Origin of the sequence: Flavobacterium sp. UBA4854 (genome assembly GCF_002399805.1) — a bacterium.
GTDB lineage: Bacteria > Bacteroidota > Bacteroidia > Flavobacteriales > Flavobacteriaceae > Flavobacterium > Flavobacterium ginsengisoli.
The window spans coordinates 19,805-22,232 of the sequence record NZ_DHEI01000149.1; the positions used below are offsets into that span (position 1 = coordinate 19,805).

The following is a 2,428-nucleotide window of genomic DNA, read 5'->3' on the forward strand; positions in this document are numbered from 1 at the left end:
CATTGATTTATATTATGATAGCAAATAAAGATCGTTTTTTATACCGCTTTTGGACCCAAGAAAAGGGACTTAGCGGCATGCTGATACTTTTGTGTATTATGCATTTTATTGCTATTCCGTTTTTTGGCAGTAAATCTCATTTTATGGTGGCTGTCAATATATTTTGGATGCTGTTTCTTTTTGCGGGAATTGTGGCATTATCAAAACATAGAAAGCAAGCTATAAGTATTTCAATAATCCCTATTCTGTTTCTTATTATACAATGGATTAATTATTTAAACCATAATGTCTTTATTTTATTTGCCGATCTTATTTTTTCGGTTGCTATTATGCTTCTTTTAATCTCTTTGGTTTTAGTAAAAGTTTTAGAGCCAGGTCCTGTAACCACTTATCGCATCATAGGATCTATTGTAGTCTATATGCTTTTAGTTCACTTTTGGTCGGTGCTTTATTTATTTCTTTATAACCATATCGAAGGTTCTTTTCAGATTGCAGAGTCAAAATTTGCAAGCAATAGCGACCAAGCTAATTTTATGTATTTCAGCTACATCAGTATGACTTCAACAGGTTTTGGAGAAATAGTGCCTCTTCATCCGTTGGCACGCTCTTTAGTTCAAATTGAAGTTCTTATAGGCGTTTTATATCCTGTTATCTTAATTGGAAGACTGGTTTCTGATGCTAATTTCTCTATTAATAAGACTGGGAAGTAAAGAAGAATCAAGAGGCAAGAACCAAGATTAGAGTATTAATAAGAAAGAAGTTAGAAAAGAGATTTATGGAGAGAAATCATTTACCATTAACAATTCACAATTTATAACTCATAATTACCATTCACCATTAAAAAATATAACCATGAAAACAACAACTAATTCGAATAAGAGAAAAGAACTTTTTGATACTATTTTGCAGTTATTTTTCATTTTTCTCCTTGTAGGATTTTGTCTTAAATTGCTGTTGCCTTTTTTTATGCCAATTCTTTGGGCTGTAATTCTGTCGGTGGTATTTTATCCTTTGTTTAATTCGTTGCAGAAAATTCTAAAAGGACGTAAAGCATTGGCGTCAGTTGTCATTACTATTTTGATTATCGCTATAATGATACTGCCTTTAATTTATTTCCTAAAAGCGGCAACGGGAAATTTCTTAGAATTGAAAGATAGTTTTGATGCAGGAACGCTAAAAATTACGCCACCCGGAGCTTCTATAAAAGAATGGCCAATAATAGGAAAACCGCTTTACGAATTTTTACTTTCGATGTCGACAGATTTGGAGCAGGGAGTTATTAAATACCAAGACCAGATAAAAGAATTAACTTCTAAAATTATGGCTAGTATTTTGAGTTCTGGTGCTGCTTTTCTTCAGTTTATTCTATCTATTATTATTGCGGGTATTTTATTAGTATCGCCAGGAGGAAAAGCTTTTTTTATGAAATTCCTTAAAAAAATTGCTGGAAATGAGGCTGAAGAGATTATGACAATTTCGGTTTCTACAATTTATCAAGTCGTGAAAGGAATTTTGGGGGTTGCGGTTATCCAAACTATTATTCAGGCGATTGGATTGTTTTGTGCTGATATTCCGTATGCAGGAATTTTGACTTTGATTTGTCTTATATTTTCTATTTTACAGATTGGACCAATTATTATTAATATTGGAGTTATCATTTATCTTTTCTCAACAGGAGATTCTGGTTACGCCATTTTTTGGACAGTATTTTTCATCATCAGCGGATTATCAGATAATGTCCTAAAACCGCTCTTATTAGGAAAAGGCGCGCTTGTGCCAATGCTTGTTATTTTTCTTGGTGTAATTGGTGGCTTTATCATGTCGGGTTTTATTGGGTTGTTTGTAGGACCAATTGTATTTTCAATAGGTTACAAACTTTTTGTTGCTTGGTTAGACGACAATATAGAGACCGTTGAAGAACCAGTAGAAGATATTGAGATTGTTTAATTGTTAGATGTTAGATGTGAAATGAAAGATGCGAGTATCATTTTACACTTCACATCTCACATCCCACATTTCACATTTTACATTTCACATTTCACAATTAAAAGAAGTATTTTTGCAGGATTATAAATTCCTCACAAATGAAACGTTCAGGCACGGCAGACCTTCCCTTACATTATGGACATGTTCCAATGTGGCTTGCTGAGCGCATGTCTAAACTTGGTTTTGCAATTGTCGAAACCATTGCGATGGAATTTTCTACTGCCGAAGTTATCAGTAAATTGAGCAATCCGTTTTGGTTTCAGAGTTTTGGCGCTGTTATGGGAATGGATTGGCATTCGTCTGGAATTACAACTTCGGTACTTGGCGCTTTAAAAAAATCAGTTAATCCGCATTCTAAAGAACTCGGAATTTATATCTGCGGAGGTAAAGGAAAACATTCTATGGCAACGCCGCAGGAACTTTTATTTGTTGGCGAAAAAAC

At 33.8% G+C, this 2,428-nt stretch carries 3 protein-coding genes; all 3 read left to right on the forward strand.

Going from position 1 to position 2,428, the window contains the following annotated elements:
• On the forward strand, positions 1–710 hold a 710-nt coding region (locus tag B3J44_RS21625), incomplete at its 5' end, for an ion channel (protein ID WP_286971362.1).
• Between the two features lie 142 nt (positions 711–852).
• Positions 853–1,947 (forward strand): AI-2E family transporter, encoded by a 1,095-nt coding sequence (locus tag B3J44_RS21630; RefSeq protein WP_286971363.1) that lies wholly within the window; start codon positions 853–855, stop codon positions 1,945–1,947.
• A 137-nt stretch (positions 1,948–2,084) separates the two neighbouring features.
• The coding region (locus tag B3J44_RS21635) for a DUF763 domain-containing protein (RefSeq protein WP_286971364.1) at positions 2,085–2,428 on the forward strand (344 nt) is incomplete at its 3' end.